Raw genomic sequence first — 15107 nt, 5'->3', positions numbered from 1 at the left:
AGGTGCTGTTCGTCTTCCCACGCGCCAAAGGTGAGGAGTTCCCGAAAGACGGCGACCTCCTCGACCCCGTCCACCCGCCGGACGGACGTCCGGCGCCGCGTCAGGCCCGCCCGCGGACGACCCGCTGTCGGATCTCGGTGTCGAACACCGCCGAGAACGCGTTGCCCGGGCACTCGGTGTCCAGCCAGTCGCGGTGGCGCGAGATCGTCCGGGCCGGAGTCGCCGCGCCGGTACCCGGGTGGACGTACTCGATCTCCGCCGCCGGGTCCAGGCCCGTCACCGAGCACAGCACGCGCAGGACGTTGACGAGGGAGTCCCGCGCCGCCTGGGTGGGCAGCTCGTCGGTGAAGTCCCCGAGCAGGCACACACCGATGTTGCCGTGGTTGAACGTGTAGGCGTGGCCGGCCGTCACCGACGCGGCCCGGCCGGGCCTGGGCCACTCCGAGAAGACCGGAACCCGGTCCTCACCCGAGTGGCGACCCTCGTAGACCGTGCCGTCGGGGTCGATGAGCATGTGGTAGCCGATGTCCCCCCACGCCAGCTGGACCGCGTGCAGGTGGTAGACCGCCCGCACGTCGGCGGCGTGGTCGCCGCTGCCCGCCAGCGCGGTGTGGTGCACGGTGAGGGCCTGCACCGGGTGGAACTCGGCGGGCCAGAGGTCGTTGCCCTCGTCGTCGAAGCGGTACGACTCGTCCGCTCCCCAGCCCGCGCGGGTCACGAACCGCACGGACGGGCGTCCGGAGGAGCCGCCCAGGGTCTGGTAGCCGTCATCCGGGGCCGACAGGGACGTACGGGCGGGGCCGTCGAACCGCAGTGCCTCCCCGTCGCTCAGGTTCAGCGCCGACGTTCGGGCGCCGCCGCGCACCTCGTAGCCCGTGGCGCCCTCGGGGGCGCGGACGACGGCGGAGGAGACGGGTTCCCGGTCGTCCCGGCCCGAGGTGTGCAGGTGCAGCGGTTCCCAGGTGCCGAGGCCCGCGCCCGTCTCGAAGCGGATCTCGGGTTCGGTGGCGGCCGTCACCGGTCGGGTCACCGTCACCACGTCGAACGGGGTGCCCGGCCGGACGAGGCCGTCGGATCCGGGGAAGGGCTCGGCGATCACACGGGGGATCTCCAAGGCCGTGTCGGCCAGGGCGGGACCGCGCGCGGGCAGCGTCGCGCCGAGGGCGGTCAGGCCGGTGAGGGCGGTGGAACCGGCGAGGAATGAACGGCGTCGCATGCTTCGTCCTTCTCAGCGGGCGGAGGTCGGTGGGCCCCGCCGGCGGCGGGACACGAACCCGGCGTCGGCGGCCCGACGCTTAGCCGGGTGCGGGCCCTTCCCGGGGGCGTGGGGAGGTTCGCACAGCCTTGCACAAGCTCGTGCCCGTAGGGGGTTTCGGCGCGCCGGGTACGTTCCTCCCGGCGGGGCACGGTGCCTCTGGATCGTCGGGCGCCGTCGGTGCCGCCGGTGCGCCGGGGCGGGCTTCGACGTCTGCGGGGCGCCTCCGGCCTGTGGTCCGACCCGCTCCGACCGGGGGTGGCCGACGCACGGCCCGGGACGGTCCGGCCGTCGCTGTCCCGTGGCTGGGGCTCTCCGATTTCTCCCCAACCCGAAGGTCGGGGCATCCTCGAGGGAGGACGGTGGACCCGGAAAGCGGTTGGGACGGTCATCCCCGGTGGGGCCTGAGCGACCGGCGGGGACCCGGGTGAACGGAACGAACGTCGCGGACTACGCTTACGGGTCTATGTCGGATCAGGTGGACAAAGGGCAGTCGGCACACCTCTTCGGGGAGCGATCATGACCAACGGTGACCGCGGGTCGGCCCGGCGTGACGGCGGCCGGGAGGAGTCCCGGGAACGGAGCGGGCGGGCGGCCCCGGGTCTCGGCGGCCTCCTGGAGGGACTGCCCGAGTCGGGGCGCGGAACCCAACCCCGGCGAGGTGGGGGAACGAACCCGTTCCGCCAGCCCCCGCGGTCGTCCGCCCCGGCACCTGCCACGTCCGCGCCCACGGAACCGATCCCGACGGTCGCCGAACCCGGCCCCGGGGACCGGGAGGGAGACGCCGAGCGCCTTCCGGAGGAATCCGCCGCCCCCACGGGCGCGGAGGAGACCGCCAGCGCCCCGGACCGGGGACCCGCCGACGCGGAGCCCTCCGACGCGGAGCCCTCCGACCCCTCCGAGGCCGACTCCTCCGAGCCCGGCGTCTCCGAGCCCGGTGTCTCCGACCCCGCGGACGTCGCACCCGCGGACGTCGCACCCGCGGACACCGTCGCGTTCACGGAGGCCGAGGGGGAGTCCGTGCCCGCCGGACCCAAGGCCACCCGGTCGCGTGGAGCCTCCGCTCACGCACCGACCCCCGCCGACGACCGGCCGAGCCCCAACGTCATCCCGTTCCGGGGCGGTGACCGGGCCCCGGCTCCGGCTCACGGGAACGGGCGCGACCACGGGCGTACCCCGAAGGCGGCGCCCACCGCCGCCGAACCACCCGCGCGAACCACCGCACCGGGACCCGCGGAGCCGCGTCCCACGACCACCGAAGCGGAGCAGAGCAACACCGTGCACGCACAGCAAGCAGCCGAGCCCCGCCCGGAGCCCGGGCACACCGGTCCGCGCCCCCAGGCCGCCACGGCGCCCACCGCCTCCGGCCCCCCGGCCGACCACGCCTACGGCGGCCCCGAGCGCGCCGCCGTCTACCGGGCCATCAACGAGCGCCGCGACGTGGTCGGGGGCTTCCGTTCCACCCCGGTCCCCGACGACGTCCTCACACGCGTCCTGGAGGCCGCGCACCAGGCGCCCAGCGTCGGTGACGCGCGCCCTTGGGACTTCGTCGTCATCGACGACCCCGCCGTGCGGGCCCGTGTGCGCGACCTGGCCGAGTCCGAGCGCGACGACCACACACGTGCGCTGCCCGGGTCCCGGGCCCGGGCGCTGACCGGCCTGAAGGTCGAGGCGATCGTCGAGGCCCCGCTCAACATCGCCGTCACCGTCGACCCCTCCCGGGGCGGCCGCCACGCCCTGGGCCGTCACGCCCAGCCGCTGAGCTCCGGGTACTCGCCCGCGCTCGCCGTGGAGAACCTCTGGCTGGCCGCGCGGGCGGAGGGGCTGGGGGTCGGTTGGATCAGTCACGTCGACGAGCGCGACGTGGCCCGTGTCCTCGACCTTCCCCCGCACCTGGAGGTGGTCGCCTACCTCTGCGTCGGCTACGTCGAGGAGTTCCCCGTCGAGCCGGCGGCCGGACCCGACGGCGCGGTGGGCGCACGCCCCCTGTCCTGGGCGGTGCACCGCGACCGCTACGGCCGCCGCGGTCTGCCCGGCCAGGAGCCCACGAGTCTGCTGGAGGAGACCATCGCCGCCATCGGAGCGCTGAACACCCGCGCGGTGGAGGAGGCCAGGGACCGGCAGAACCGCATGACCAAGCCGCGGGGCTCGCTCGGGGTCCTGGAGGAGGTGTCGGTCCGGCTCGCCGGGCTGGCGGGCGTGTGCCCGCCGCCGATCCCCGAACCGGTCGCGGTCGCGGTGTTCGCCGGGGACCACGGCGTGCACGCCCAGGGGGTGACCCCGTGGCCGCAGGAGGTCACGGCCCAGATGGTGCACAACTTCCTCGCCGGGGGCGCGGTGGTCAACGCCTTCGCCGCCCAGGTCGGCGCGGAGGTGACCGTCGTGGACGTGGGTGTGGCCGGGGATCTGCCCCGGGCCGCCGGTCTGCTGCCCCGCAAGGTGGCGCGCGGTACCGCCGACCTCACCCGGGGTCCGGCGATGACCCGTGAGCAGGCCCTGCGGGCGTTGGAGGGCGGTATCGAGGTCGCTCGGGACCTCGTCTCGGCGGGGAACCGCTGCCTGGTCACCGGGGATATGGGGATCGCCAACACGACGCCGGCCGCCGCGCTGGTGTGCGCGTTCGCCGGGGCCGAGCCGGAGAACGCCACCGGTCGGGGGACCGGTGTGGACGACGCGACCTTCGAGCACAAGGTGTCGGTGGTGCGGCGCGCCCTGGCGGCCAATCCCGTGGACCCGGCCGACCCGATCGGCACCCTCGCCGCCTTGGGCGGTCTGGAGCACGCGGCCCTGGCCGGGTTCGTCCTGGGCGGTGCGGCCCTGGGTGTTCCGGTCCTGCTCGACGGGGTCATCGCGGGGTCGGCCGCGCTCGCGGCGGCGGCCATCTCCCCGGAGTCGGTCCAGGCGTGCTTCGCCGGCCACCGTTCCAGCGAGCCCGGGCACACCCTCGCCCTGGATCACCTGGGCCTGCGCCCGCTGGTGGACCTGGAGATGCGGCTGGGGGAGGGGTCGGGCGCCCTGTTGGCGCTGCCGATCCTTCAGGCGTCGGCGCGCGTCCTGCGCGATGTGGCGACCTTCGACGACGCGGGCGTGTCCACTCTCGACTGAGGGATCCGTGCCCGAGGTGCCCGTACCCGGTCGTGCCGCAGCCGGGTGCGGTCGGGTTCACACTGGGCGCGCGCACCGGTTTACTCAGGTGTAATACCGCTTTGACAAGGTGATGCACACCATCGCGATACATCGCCGGCGGCGCGATGGGGTACTACCGTCCGCGCACCCCGCCGTCGTCGCCGGGGGCCGGTACTGACGACGGAAGGGGCGCGACCGTGACCTATCTGCTGGGTTTGCGCATGAGGGGCCGCGACGTCCTCGTGGTCGGAGGGGGACGGGTCGCCGGGCGTCGCGTCCCGGTCCTGTTGGAGGCGGGTGCGCGCGTCACCCTGGTGGCGCCCTCCGTCTCGGCCGCGTTGGAGGACCTCGCCGCCGCGGGGCGTATCACGTGGGAGCGGCGGGTCTACGCTCCCGGTGACGTGTCGGGTCCCGAGGCCCCCGACTTCTGGTTGGTGCACGCCGCCACCGATGCCCCCGACGTCAACGCGGCGGTCGCCGAGGAGGCCGAGGCCGCCCGGGTGTGGTGCGTGCGCGCCGACGACCGGCACTTCTCCTCGGCCTGGACGCCCGCCACCGGGACCGCGGGCGGGATCACCGTCGGTGTGGTCGCCTCCGGTGACCCGCGCAGGGCCGCGGGGCTGCGTGACGCCATCACCGACGGGCTCGCCGACGGCACCCTGGACGCTCGGCGCGGCCGCGAGCGGTTCAGTGGTGTCGCGCTGGTGGGGGGCGGGCCGGGTGATCCCGGCCTGATCACGGTCCGCGGGCAGCAGTTGCTCTCCCAGGCCGATGTGGTGGTGGTCGACCGGTTGGCGCCGACCTCGCTGCTGGACCGCCTCCCGGCGGATGTGGAGATCGTCGACGCCTCGAAGATCCCCTACGGCCGGTCGATGAGCCAGGAGGACATCAACGACGTCCTGGTCGACCGCGCCCGTCGGGGCAGGTTCGTGGTCCGGCTCAAGGGCGGGGACTCCTTCCTCTTCGGCCGGGGTGGGGAGGAGGCCGCCGCCTGCGCCGCCGCGGGTGTGCCGGTCATCGCGGTCCCCGGTGTGACCAGTGCGCTGGCCGCTCCGGCGAGCGCGGGCATTCCCGCCACGCACCGGGGGGTCGCCCAGGACGTGCACATCGTCTCGGCGCACGTGGCTCCGGGGGACGAGCGCTCCACCGTCGACTGGCGGGGGCTGGCCCGGGCGGGCGGAACGGTGGTCGTGCTCATGGGGGTCGAGCGGATCGAGGCGATCGCCGAGGCGCTCGTGGATCACGGGCGTCCGTCGGATACCCCCGTGGCGGTGGTGCAGGAGGCCACGCTGCCTGGCCAACGCACGGTCACGGGTACGCTGGCGGACATCGCCGACTCGGTCCGATCGGCCGGAGTGCGGCCCCCGGCGGTGGTGATCATTGGAGAAGTGGTCAAAACGGCGCGGGATCTTGACATACTGCACACGGGGACCCAGTTCGAGACGCGTCGACTGGCGACCGGGCGCGATCTCCAGTGAGACCCCCGCCAGCGGCGTTCGGCGTCCGTGCGGTGGGGGACCGTCATCACCGATGAGGAGGGCATACCGATCATGACCCGGCCGTCGGCCGCACCGGACGCCAGTGGCTCCGGTGCCTCGGACCGGTTCGGTACCGGACCGGCCGCCACCTCCGACCATCCCGCTCCGGGCCCAGGTTCTGTATCCGCGGCTGGCACCGCCGCCCGCGGGGGCTCGGGTGGTGCCGCCGCTCCCACAGATCCCGGACCGGCCAAGCACCGCGCCTCCACCTGGGAGGACGACCGTTTCGAGCGGGTTCTGGAGTCGCTGCGCGTCCAGATCCGCGACCTGGAGTTCGCTGACGGCCTGCCCGCCGCGGAGGAGGGGCGGGTGCTTCAGGCCGACGTTTTGGCGCAGCTGTCCGACTACGTCCTGCCCCGGGTGCGGCGGCCCGACATCCCGCTGCTGATCGCGGTCGCCGGTTCCACCGGTGCGGGTAAGTCCACGCTGGTGAACAGCCTGGTCGGTGAGCAGGTCACCACGACCGGCGTGCGTCGCCCCACCACCAACAGTCCGGTCCTGGCGTGCAATCCGGCCGACGTGGACTGGTTCAGTGAGGCGTCCTTCATTCCGGCGCTGCCCCGGGTGCGCCAGCAGGGGTTGGCCATGCCGGGCAAGGACGGCATGCTCGTGCTCGCGGCGAGTGAGGCGATGCCGCGCGGGGTCGCCCTGTTGGACACCCCGGACGTCGACTCGGCGGTGGCCGCCCACCACGAGTTCGCCGCCAAGTTCCTCGACGCGGCCGACCTGTGGGTGTTCGTCACCACCAGCACCCGTTACGCCGACGCGCGCGTGTGGGAGTTCCTCCAGGTGGCGCGCGACCGGGACACGTCGTTGGCCGTCGTGCTCTCCCGGGTTCCGCGCAAGGGCCGCCGCCAGCTGCTCGACCACTTCGGCGCCATGTTGGAGGCCAACGGTCTGGGCGCGGCGGCGCGGTTCGCGATCCCCGAGACCGATCAGGTCAAGGGCGAGCGCTTCACCGCCAACGTCGCCGACCACATCCGTACCTACCTGGCGGACGTGGCGGGTGAGGCCGACCAGCGCGACCGGGTCTCGCGCCGCACCTTCGTCGGTGTCATCGACAGCTTCCGCTCCCGGGTGCCCGAACTGGCTCGGCAGGTGGAGACGCAGGTGGAGGCGGGCCAGGTGCTCAGCGCCGCCGTGGACGACGCCTACGACGGGGCGCGCCGCCACGTGGACGCCGGGCTCGGTGACGGTTCCCTGCTCAGCGGTTCCCTCCTCGCGCGGTGGCAGGAGGTGGCCGCCAGTGGCGAGCTCGCCAGGAGTCTGCGGCTGCGCGGCAAGCGGGCGCGGCGGCGCCGCGCGGAGTCGCTCGAGCGGGGGCAGCGGGTCAGTGCGCTGGAGGAGGCCGTGCGCGATTCCTTGTCGGCGCTGGTGGTGTCGGCGTCCGAGCGGGCCGGGCACGAGATCGAGGCGCGGTGGCGGGAGATGCCGGGGGGTGAGGAGCTCGCCGCGAAGGCGCTCGCGCTTCCCGGCGGAGGGCTCCTGGCCCAGCGGTTCCGCAAGGAGCTCGCCGAGTGGCAGGCCGAGGTCGCGCAGATGACGGCGGCCAGCGGCGCGACCAAGCGTTCGGTGGCCCGGTTCGTCACCTTCGACCACGACATCGTCGCGCTCGTCCTCATCATGGACCTGCTGGGATACGAGCGGTCCCGGTCCGGAGGCGGTGCGCACGCCGCGGAGTCCTCGGGGCCCTCCCCACAGCGACTGCTCAAGGGGCTGTTCGGGGCGCAGTCCCTCCGTAGCATGGGCACAGCGGCCCGTGACAACCTGCGCGGACGTGTCGAGGCGCTGCTCGCGCAGGAGCGCAAGCCCTTCGACAGCACTCTGGCATCGGCCGGGATCCCCTCGAAGGACAGTGCCGTCCAGCTCTATCAGGCCACGTACAACCTTGAGATTTCACGATGACGACTCAGTGGAACCCCGCGCGGGCGACCGGGGAGACCGGTCCCTCCGATTCCGGGGACGAGGTCCAACCGACGGGCCGCTCCGAAGCCTTGGGTGACGACCAGGCGCCGCGCGGCGCGTCGGCGTCGGCCGAGAACGGCCCCTGGCGCGGCTACACGATGCCGGTTCCCGAACACCCCGGCCGTGGGTCCGGTTCCGGCCCCGGTGCCGGCCAGCCCCTGGCGGAGGCCGCGCACGACGGGATCCTGGGGTATCCGGACGCGGCGCCGGCGGGGGAGGCCGGGGAACCGGACGCTCCCCGTCGGGGCCCGGGGCGGCACGCGCGCGTGTCCGCGGCTCGCGGTGGCGACGTGCCCGGTGGTGATGGGAGCGGTGGCCCCGACGCGCGTCAGGCGGGCGGCCCCCACGGTGACCCTGGCGATCTCGGCGACGGGGGCGACCCCGGTGGTCGTCCTGAGCCGGGTGAGGTCCGGGACCACCTGGCCCCGGAGGGCGCCGACATCGCTGACGACGTGGCCGGGGTCGGCCAGGAGCGAAGCGAGGACGCGGGTGAGGGCGACCGGGAGCGCCGTGGCGCCCGGAGCGTCGCCCACTCCCGGGGCGGTCGCGGGACGCGCGGTGCGCGCGGAACCAGGGGCGAGCGGGGCCGGCGCGGTGTGCGTGGGGCCGGCAGCGCGCGTGAGACCGGGATTCTCCGCGACGGCCAGGACGAGGGGGACGACCCGGACGGTCTGGCCGGATGGGTGGGCAGTCTCGCCGAGGCGGCCGAGGACGCCCAGATCGCCGGACGCACCACCGGGGCCTTCCCCGTGGTGCCCAAACCTCCGGAGTGGGTTCCGGCTCCGGGGCGGGACGGTGACGTGGCCGAGGCGGATCGCGGTTCCGCCGGAGCGGTCTCGTCTGAGGCGCCTGAGGCCTTTGATGCGGCTGAGGCACCTGTGGAACAGCGCAGTGACGGTCAACGGAGTGACGATCGGCCCGCGGTCGGGCTCGCGGGAGCCGATCAGGACGCCCCGGTCCGGGAGGAGGCCGGCGAACCGGCCCCCGATCCCCGGGTGACCGCCCAGACGGGTGCGCGGCCGGTGGCCGAGCAGGAGGACGGCGGGCCTCTGCCCCGCCGTGTCCCCGGGCCGTCGGCGGTCTCCGGTGCCTTCCGGGCCGTGGGCGCCGCCGAGTCCGATCTGGCGGCGGATCCGGGCACCGGCCTGTCCAGGGCCGAGCCTGCTCCCGAGACCTCGGTCGCGGAGCCGGCCGCCCCCGAGGCCGACGCATCCGGCGTGGACGGTGCGGACGCCTCCGAGCGGACCGCCGCCCGGGGCTCTGAGGACGCCGAGGGCGACGACGAGTACCGTCCGACCACGCACGACCACTGGCGGTCCGCCAAGACGGTCACCCGGGCCGAGCTCGTCGAGCGTCTCGACGCCCTGTCCACCCTGACCGAACTCGGCCAGGACGACCTGCCCGAGGAGGTTGTCTCCCGTTCCACGCAGCTGCTCGACCACGCGGGTGCGCGTCTGCGGCTGTCGGGGGAGCACACCGTTGTGGCTTTGGCCGGCGGCACCGGCAGCGGGAAGTCATCGCTGTTCAACGCCCTGTGCGGCCTGGAGTTGTCGCAGACCGGCGTCACTCGCCCCACCACGTCCAAGGCCCACGCCTGCGTGTGGGGCCATGAGGGGGCCGACGCGCTCCTGAGCTGGTTGGGTGTTCCCACCCGCTACCGTCACTCGCGTACCGGCGTCCTGGACGCGGGCAACTCCGAGCTGACCGGGCTGGTCCTGCTCGACCTGCCCGACCACGACTCCGTGCGCAGTATGCACACCGCCGAGGCCGACCGGCTCATCGGTTCGGTGGACCTGCTCGTGTGGGTCCTGGACCCGCAGAAGTACGCCGATGCCGCCGTGCACCACCGCTACCTGGCCCGGATGGCCGGGCACGGTGCCGTTACGGTCGCGGTCCTCAACCAGGTCGACCGGGTCGAACCGGACGAGCTGGAGGAGCTGCTGACCGATCTGCGGCGCCTGATGGAGACCGAGGCGGGTGTGCACCCCCGGGTGATCACCACCTCGACCGTCACGGGGAAGGGCATTCGCGACCTGCGCGAGTTCCTCGGTGAGACGGTTCGCGAACGCCGTGCCCTGGTGGACCGCCTGGTCGCCGACCTGGACCAGGTCGTGGTGGCCTTCGAGGAGTTCCACGGCGAGGGGGAGATCCCCGAGACCGTGCCGGAACCGGTGGCCGAGCGCGTCCGGAGCGGGCTCGCCGGGGCGGCCGGGGTCAGGGCCGTGGCCGACGTGACCGAGACCAACGACGTCAAGCGCGGTAGGCGCGAGGTCGGCTGGCCGGTTGCCCGCATGGCGGGCAAGCTGCGCAAGGACCCGCTGTCGGCGGTCCAGCTCGACTTCCTGCGCCACGACGGCGACACGGGTGTGAACGGTCCGATCGACGCGCATTCCGCCGAACTGGAGACGGTTCTGGGGGAGGCGGCGGACGGAGTTTCGGAGGGGATGCCCTCGCTGTGGCGGCGCCGTATGCGCACGGCCGCGCTCAGTGGGTCCGCCGAGCTTCCGGCGGAGTTGGGCGATGCGGTCTCGGGCGCGGTCGGCGCCCCCGACCAGTACCAGCCCTGGTGGAGGGTGGCGCGGTCGGCGCAGTACGCCCTGTTGGCCTTCGCCGGGTTGGGTCTGGTGTGGGCGGTGGTGGCGCTGTCGAGCTGGCTCGCGGGCGGCTTCACCGGGATGGTGATGTTCGACGATCCGGTGTTCGTCGGCTACTCGGGCGCCCTGGTGGCGGCGTCCCTGCTGGTCGGCTGGTTGACCGGGGTGGGTTGCGGCAACTTGGTCGAGGTCGCGGCGGTCCAGCGGCGCGAGGAGGTGGAGCGGGCGGCCGGGGAGCGGGTCGCCGCGATCGCGCGCCAGCGGGTGATCGAACCGATGGAGGCCGAGTTGGCGCGGTACCGCGCGTTCCGGGCCGCGCACGAGGTGGCCAGGGCGTCGTCGTGAGGCCCTGAGGTCCCGCTCCGTCGGGCGCGGACACGGATGGGGGACGGTTCCAGGGGGCCGTCCGAACGGCCCGGGGGCGGGTGGCACGTCGCGTGCCACCCGCCCCCGGGTCTTGCCGTGTCGGGTCTCAGGTCCAGTGCACGCTGTTGTACATGTGTCCTCCTCCGATCGGGCGGTGCCGGTCCCCCAAGGGGCGGGACGCTGGGTCGGTCGGCACCTCGTGTCCGAAAACGGCCATCGAAGCCGGATCCTACGGTAGAACGTCTCGAAGCCCGGTTTCCACCCCCGCCCCGCGCTCCCCGGGTATCCCGAGCCAATCTAGTCGCTGCCTGCGCCGATCATACAATCAGCAATTAAGCTATTACCCAACGTAATGTAAAGTGGTGGGGGTGGCGCGTCGTGCCGTGCTGACGTACTCACCTGTGCTTGTGGTGGCCGGGCCGGCTGTCACGTGGCGGCGACGCGGAACTCAGCGTGAAATCGGGTCGTCGAAGGGAGAACCGAAGGAGGTGGTTCGCCTATCAGTAGCACGTGTAGGGGTCGGACTGCGGAGCGTGACACAGGGAGGGAGGATGGAGCCGTGAGTATCTCGGAGAAGCCGTTGGCGGCGGAGGACGCGGCCGCCGGGGAACGGTCGCGTTGGCCGATCCTCCAGCAACCCCGGGGCCTGATCGTCTACATGGGACTGCTCCTGTTCACGGCGCTGTTCCTGTTCGGGGCGGCGGCGGCACTGACGACCGTGACTCTGGCGGACGTGGTGACCTTCCTGGCGCTGACCATGTGCGCGGGGATCTGTGTGGAGGCGATCCGTCGTCTGGGGGTGCCCGCGGGGTTCGCGCGCGACCTGCTGGGCGCGTGGTGGTTCCCGGTCGTGCTGCTCCTGCCGCCCGTGTACTCCCTCATCGTCCCCATCCCGGTGTTCTTGCTGCTGCAGCTGCGGGCCAGGCGGGCTCTGGCGCACCGGAGGGTCTTCAACGCCACGGCCATCGGGCTGTCGGGTTTCCTGGCGTCGGTGGTGTGGCACCGGGTGGCCGCCGACGGGCTGTGGGAGGCGATGGGCGGCGCGTCGGAGGCGCACGACAGCCTGGCCACGGGCGCGGGGGTGCTGATCGCGGTTCTGTGCTGTGCCGGGTTCACCGTGCTGAACACGCTCCTGGTCGCTCTGGCCGCGCGGATCAGCATGGGGCCGGGCGCGACGCTGCGGCCCATGTGGGACCGGGAGGCGTGCACGGTCGACGCCGTCGAATTATGCGTCGGCGTGACCGTGGCGATCCTCGCCCAGCTCACCCTGTTCCTGCTGGCCATCGCGGTCCCGCCGGTGCTGCTCCTCCAGCGCAGCCTGCTGTTCCAGCAGTTGCAGATGGCGGCGCGCACCGACCCCAAGACGGGGCTGTTGAACGCGCCGACGTGGGAGCAGGAGGCGTCGGTGGAGATCGCCAGGGCGCGCGCGCAGCGGGGGTACGCGGCCGTGCTGATCATCGACATCGACCACTTCAAGCGGGTCAACGACAACCACGGGCACCTGTTCGGCGACCAGGTGCTGCTGGGAGTGGCGACGACCATCGCACAGCAGCTGCGCCAGTCCGACCTGCTCGGCCGCTTCGGCGGCGAGGAGTTCGTGGTGCTGCTGCCCGGGGCCGACACATCGGAGGCGTGGCAGGCGGCGGAGCGGTTGCGCTCGCAGGTCGGGTGCATGGAGATCTCGGTGGACGACGTTCCGGTGTCCATCACGGTCTCGGTCGGGGCCGCGGTCATCGGTGAGCACGGCAACGACCTCGTGGAACTGCTGACCGCGGCGGACCTGGCGCTGTACCGGGCCAAGGAGACCGGGCGCAACCGGGTGTGCCTGCCCGCCGGTCGTCCGGGGGCGCCGAACAAGATCCCCGGCCCGAGGGAGGGCGGCGGTCTGCCTGGCCGCGGCGGTCCCGTGGGCGAGGTCGACTGACCGGGGAATCCGGAAGAAGGGTCTGCCGCGCTCCCGCGGCCCTCGGTCCTTCCCCGGTCCGCCGTGCCGGTGGACCGGCCGATCCCACACGGACGCTCCCCGTGCGGTTCGCACGGCCCGGGTCCGCGTCGGTGCGCGGGCCGTGGTCGGCGGTGATCCGGGGCCGCCAGGCGTTCGCGGGCCCGCGCGGGCGGGTTGTCCACAAGCCCCGGATGCCCATTGCGCGTCACAGATCGGTCACGCACCGTTGAACCATGCGCTTCGATCACCACGGACACCCGGTAGATCCCTTCAACCCCGACCGCCACGGCGATCCCGACCGCCACGGCGCCGCTGGGCACGACGCCGACCCCTCCCGCCTCGGGGACGAGCCCACCCCCGTCCCCCCGCCCCGTCCTCCCGCCAACACGGCGACCGGCCCGCCAGACGGCCCCCTCGGCGCGCTCAGGCTCACCACCCCGACCGACGTGATCGCCGCCCTGCCCTACCTCGCGGGCGATCCGCCCGACCCGGGGATCGTGGTCCTGGCGCTCCGGGACGGGCGTGTGCGCGCGGTTCTGCGCGCGGACCTGGACGGTGACGGGACACCTCCGGGGTCGCGGAGCGCGCCCCCGGCCGTCGACCACGTCGCCGCGGAACGCTGTGACACGTTGCTGATCGTGGCGTTCGGGCCGCCGGGGTCGGTCACTGCGCACGTCGACGGTCTGCTGGCGGCGGCGCGGGAGCGCGGGATCACCGTCCTGGACGCGCTCCGGGTCACCGGTGGCCGCTACTGGTCCTACACCTGCTCCGACCCCTCCTGCTGTCCGCCCGAGGGCACGGTGGTCGACGTGGACCGGTCCACCGCCCCCGCCGACGCCGTCCTGCGCGGGATCGCGCCCCTGAGGCCGTTCCACACGGCCGCGACCGACGCCGCGCGGGTGCGCTCCCTCCTCGAACCGGTCCCCGGTTCCGTCGGCACGGTGGTGGCCGCCGCGGCGGAGGAGGTGGCGGCACGGGTTCGGGAGCGGGTGGTCCGCGGCTCCGACGCCCTCGTCGATCTCGGGCTGCCCGAAGTCCGCGCCGCGGTCCGCGCGGAGTACCGGTCGGAGGGGGTCACCGATCCGGAGGGGTTGGCCGCGCTGGGCGTGTACCTGACACAGACGCGCGTACGGGACGAGGTGTGGGCCAGGATCACCGCCACGAGCGCTGAGGCGCACCAGCGGCTCTGGAGCCGGGTCACGCGGCACGTTCCCGAACGCCTGCGGGCGGCTCCGGCCGCACTGCTGGCGGTGGCGGCCTGGCAGGGAGACGACCGCGCGCTGGCGTCGGCCGCCCTCGACGTCGCCCTGACCGCGGATCCCGGGTACTCGATGGCGCTGCTCATGAACCGGGCCCTGGCCTGGGGGCTGCCGGTGCGCCGGTGGCGGGAGGCCGCGCCCCGGTGGGCGGAGGGGAAGGAGGACTGGGGTGAGGGTGGCTGACCGCGCGGGCGCCGCGGTCCGCTTCACGGAGGTTCCGGGTCCTTGGACGGTGACGGCCGTCCTCGGCTGATACGTCGCCGGGTCTCCGCGCCGCCGGGTTCCCGCGCTGCCCGCCCCCGGCGGTGTCACCGGCGGGTGGCATGCTGGGCCGCATGGCGGACAACGCGAGCTCGCACCCGGACCGGCCACCCGGCTACGACGACGATCCCTTGACCCACCGTCCCGAACTTGTCGACCAGCCCCTGTTCTGGCTGGGGCACCTGTACTCCATGGTGGAGGACGAGGAGACCGAGGAGCTGCTGTTCGGCGCGGACGCCGACGCCGCGGACGACTTCCACCAGCGTCTACACGAGAACGGGGGCTGGCCGACGTTCACCGTTCCGCTGACCGGTGGTCGTCTGTACGTCGTCCACCGCACCGGGGACGACGACCCGGGAACCGACTTCCTCCTGCACGGCCCGGGGTGGGACCGGGCCGAACCGCTCGCCTGTGTCGACGGGCACTTCATGGGTCCCGGGCTGTCCTGGCCGGAGCTGGTCGCCGCCGCCGACACCCTCCCCGGCGGCAGCACCGATGACCCGGACAGCCGCCTGCTCCTGCTGTTGCCCGCGTTCGGGGACTCCGCCGTGCCCGACGGGGCCGCCGAACGCCTGGCGGCGGCGCTGCGGTCCCGGACCGGTGTGGAGGATCCCGACGCGCTCGCGGCCGCCCTCCTGGAACGCCAGGGGCCGTGGGGTCCCGTGCGGTGGACCACGACCGAGGACGGTTCGCGAACCAACGACGGAGGCTGGTCGTCCCGCAATCCCGGGAACCACTTCGCGTGGTCGCCGGAGCGGTTGTCCCGGGTGAGTGCGGCACTGACGCCCTGAGCCACGG

8 protein-coding genes are annotated in these 15107 nt (G+C 73.8%); 7 read left to right on the top strand and 1 reads right to left on the bottom strand.

Annotation, left to right across the window (positions count from 1 at the left end; all coding sequences use genetic code 11):
• Window positions 1–100 precede the first annotated feature (100 nt).
• Window positions 101–1216: a peptidoglycan recognition protein family protein gene (locus KIK06_RS14790; RefSeq protein WP_268643571.1), complete on the bottom strand. Its 1116-nt coding sequence runs from the start codon at window positions 1214–1216 to the stop codon at window positions 101–103.
• A 558-nt stretch (window positions 1217–1774) separates the two neighbouring features.
• On the opposite strand from KIK06_RS14790, the gene cobT reads away from it, so the two are divergent.
• The 7 genes from cobT (at window position 1775) to KIK06_RS14755 (ending at window position 15100) form a co-directional block, all read left to right on the top strand.
• On the top strand, window positions 1775–4360 hold the full coding sequence (gene cobT, locus KIK06_RS14785) for a nicotinate-nucleotide--dimethylbenzimidazole phosphoribosyltransferase (protein WP_268643570.1): 2586 nt from the start codon (window positions 1775–1777) through the stop codon (window positions 4358–4360).
• A 218-nt stretch (window positions 4361–4578) separates the two neighbouring features.
• Entirely contained in the window at window positions 4579–5859 is a 1281-nt protein-coding gene (gene cobA, locus KIK06_RS14780) for a uroporphyrinogen-III C-methyltransferase (RefSeq protein ID WP_268643569.1), read from the top strand.
• 72 nt (window positions 5860–5931) lie between these two features.
• Window positions 5932–7824: a GTPase gene (locus KIK06_RS14775; protein WP_268643568.1), complete on the top strand. Its 1893-nt coding sequence runs from the start codon at window positions 5932–5934 to the stop codon at window positions 7822–7824.
• Window positions 7821–10823: a GTPase gene (locus KIK06_RS14770; RefSeq protein WP_268643567.1), complete on the top strand. Its 3003-nt coding sequence runs from the start codon at window positions 7821–7823 to the stop codon at window positions 10821–10823. The genes KIK06_RS14775 and KIK06_RS14770 overlap by 4 nt, the downstream gene beginning before the upstream one ends.
• Window positions 10824–11403: 580 nt before the next feature.
• Window positions 11404–12768: a sensor domain-containing diguanylate cyclase gene (locus KIK06_RS14765; protein ID WP_268643566.1), complete on the top strand. Its 1365-nt coding sequence runs from the start codon at window positions 11404–11406 to the stop codon at window positions 12766–12768.
• Between the two features lie 254 nt (window positions 12769–13022).
• Window positions 13023–14231, top strand: coding sequence for a DUF4192 domain-containing protein (locus KIK06_RS14760; RefSeq protein ID WP_268643565.1), 1209 nt, complete (start codon window positions 13023–13025; stop codon window positions 14229–14231).
• Window positions 14232–14383: 152 nt separating this feature from the next.
• Complete coding sequence (locus tag KIK06_RS14755; protein ID WP_268643564.1) at window positions 14384–15100, top strand: hypothetical protein; 717 nt, start codon at window positions 14384–14386, stop codon at window positions 15098–15100.
• Window positions 15101–15107 lie beyond the last annotated feature (7 nt).

Origin of the sequence: Nocardiopsis sp. EMB25, from assembly GCF_026797795.1 — a bacterium.
Taxonomy (GTDB): domain Bacteria; phylum Actinomycetota; class Actinomycetes; order Streptosporangiales; family Streptosporangiaceae; genus Nocardiopsis; species Nocardiopsis lucentensis.
The sequence above is the reverse complement of the archived record's forward strand: the minus strand, read 5'-3'. Positions and strand labels throughout refer to the sequence as shown.